This window comes from bacterium (assembly GCA_040755795.1).
In the GTDB taxonomy this organism is placed as follows: domain Bacteria; phylum UBA9089; class CG2-30-40-21; order CG2-30-40-21; family SBAY01; genus JBFLXS01.
The window spans coordinates 1-2105 of the sequence record JBFLXS010000571.1; the positions used below are offsets into that span (position 1 = coordinate 1).

A 2105-nucleotide genomic window follows, 5' to 3' on the forward strand; every position below is an offset into this window, starting at 1 on the left:
AATTTATGACGAATTACCAGGCTGGCAGAAAGAAATAAGTCATATTCGCTCTTATGATGATTTACCAGAACAATTAAAGGATTATTTAGCACGAATTAATGAGATTATCGAGGTTAAATTTAAGTTTGTCTCCGTAGGTCCTCAACGCGACCAGACAATTCTTTTGGACTCTTTTTTTGTGGGCCGTTAGCTCATCTGGCAGAGCACCGGCCTTTTAAGCCGGGTGCGGCTGGTTCGAGTCCAGCACGGCCCACCACTAATGTCGTGGTGAACAAATAACGCACGGAATTTGATTCTGGTAACTGGTGATTGGTAACTGGTAATTAAATACCGTTCGGCTGAGCTCATGACGAGTAAGCGTTCAGGTGGGGTAACAAAAGGAGATGTTGGAATTAAGGAGATATTATTAAAAAAATTGGTAACTATTCACCCTGTAGGAAAGTAGGGAAGTAGGAAAGTAGGAAAGGGAAAGAAAATGAATGAGAAGTTAGATGATTTTAGACAACTTGTAGTATGGCAAAAAAGCCATCATTTAGTGCTAAGAATATACGAAATAACAAATAAGAATAAAATAGTATGAAGTATTTTCTCCCTTTCCTACTTCCTACTTGCTTGGTATGCTGAATAGTTACAAAAATTGAAATTAGTAGAAACTAATAGAAATTTATGGAAATTTGTTGTTTCCCACGATCAATTTCTACCTATTTCTATAAATTTCAATCTATTTCTATTATTTTATCTCTATATCTTCCTTATCTCCTTATCCCTTTTCTTACGCTTTTGATATATAGCCTGAACAGTTACCATGACGAAACTATTTAACCAATTACCAATTATCCGTTTGCAAGTTATGAAATGTGATGATACCCCGTGCAAAACTTACTCAACACGACACTAGATAAAGAGGTTGAGGTTAAGGTTGCGGTTGAAGATGAGAAGAAAAAATGATTTTCGGGACGGTTCATTTTGAAGGCTCGCTCTATGATTTTTTTTCTGTAGCCAACAATTGGAAAAATTAGAAAATTGGGGTTATTTTCCTAATTTCCATTTTCCTAATTTCCTCTCATTGCTTCTTACCCAATTTAGCCAGTCGCAAGATTTCAAACAAAAGTGAACCATCCCGGATTTTCTACGCCTTTTGTAATTGTTCAGCCACTGATTAATACGGATTAGCACGGATAAATAGCAGATAGGAGAGGATAGAAGGCAGAAAACAGAAATCAGAAGTGGTTGTCGCCCGCTGGCGGGGGAGATTTCAGCTCCCATCAACGGGGGGAACTCAAATTGGCAGTCTATAACCTAACCGCACAGGTCGAAAAATACCAGAAGAGATTATCAAAAAGCAGGACAGAACATTCTCTGTTGAATAATTACAAATGATTTTTAAAATGGAGGGGAGACAAGATGCTTGCAAAGAAAGATTATGAACAAGAGGTTTTGAATGAATTGAAGAAATTATCACCTAAAAAGATGCAAAAGATATTAACCTTTATCCATTTTATCAAGTATGAGAAGATGTTTCAAGAGATAGACTCATCTCAGGCATACTTTTGGACAAAAGAGTGGCAAGAAGGAGAAAGAAAAGCAGATAAGGATATAAAAGAAGGCCGTTTATTTGGTCCATTTGATACTGTTGAGGCATTTAAAAAAGGAATAAAGATTAGAAAATGAAACTTTATCCCACAAAACAATTTGTAGAATGTTATGAAAGTCTATCTCCAAATATTCAGAGACAAGTGGATAAAAAACTAAAGTTACTCCTAGTTGACATTAGGTATCCATCGCTGCGGGCAAAGAAAATACAGGGGACGAATAATATCTGGGAGGCAAGGGTAACAAAGGAATATCGTTTTACTTTTCAGATAGAAGAAGAATTATACATCCTTCGTAAGGTAGGGACACACAATATTCTGAAAACTCCATAAAATAAGAACAAAACAAGGAGAATAAAGAAGGGCTGAAGAATTTCTTGGAGGTTAAAGATGTTAAGAACAATTTGTAAATCTAAAATTCATCGAGTAACGATTACCGAAACTAATTTACATTATCTGGGTAGTATTACTATTGATGAAGAATTACTTATCGCCGCAGATATTATGCCACAT

Annotated in this window: 5 protein-coding genes and 1 tRNA gene; all 6 read left to right on the plus strand. The window is 36.0% G+C overall.

Going from position 1 to position 2105, the window contains the following annotated elements:
* A partial coding sequence (locus tag AB1414_19765; GenBank protein ID MEW6609651.1) for an adenylosuccinate synthetase occupies positions 1-190 on the plus strand: 190 nt, incomplete at its 5' end.
* A tRNA-Lys gene (locus AB1414_19770) sits at positions 181-256 on the plus strand. The genes AB1414_19765 and AB1414_19770, both read left to right, overlap by 10 nt.
* A gap of 410 nt (positions 257-666) precedes the next feature.
* Positions 667-822 (plus strand): hypothetical protein, encoded by a 156-nt coding sequence (locus AB1414_19775; protein MEW6609652.1) that lies wholly within the window; start codon positions 667-669, stop codon positions 820-822.
* A 582-nt stretch (positions 823-1404) separates the two neighbouring features.
* Positions 1405-1671: a hypothetical protein gene (locus AB1414_19780; GenBank protein ID MEW6609653.1), complete on the plus strand. Its 267-nt coding sequence runs from the start codon at positions 1405-1407 to the stop codon at positions 1669-1671.
* Positions 1668-1925 carry a hypothetical protein gene (locus AB1414_19785; protein ID MEW6609654.1) on the plus strand — a complete coding sequence of 86 codons (258 nt, stop codon included), beginning with the start codon at positions 1668-1670 and terminating at the stop codon, positions 1923-1925. The genes AB1414_19780 and AB1414_19785 overlap by 4 nt, the downstream gene beginning before the upstream one ends.
* A gap of 57 nt (positions 1926-1982) precedes the next feature.
* On the plus strand, positions 1983-2105 hold a 123-nt coding region (locus AB1414_19790), incomplete at its 3' end, for an aspartate 1-decarboxylase (GenBank protein ID MEW6609655.1).

Coding starts and splice junctions, on each gene's coding strand:
- AB1414_19775 (MEW6609652.1), top strand. CDS start 667: ATGGAAATTTGTTGTTTCCCACGATCAATTTCTACCTATTTCTATAAA.
- AB1414_19780 (MEW6609653.1), top strand. CDS start 1,405: ATGCTTGCAAAGAAAGATTATGAACAAGAGGTTTTGAATGAATTGAAG.
- AB1414_19785 (MEW6609654.1), top strand. CDS start 1,668: ATGAAACTTTATCCCACAAAACAATTTGTAGAATGTTATGAAAGTCTA.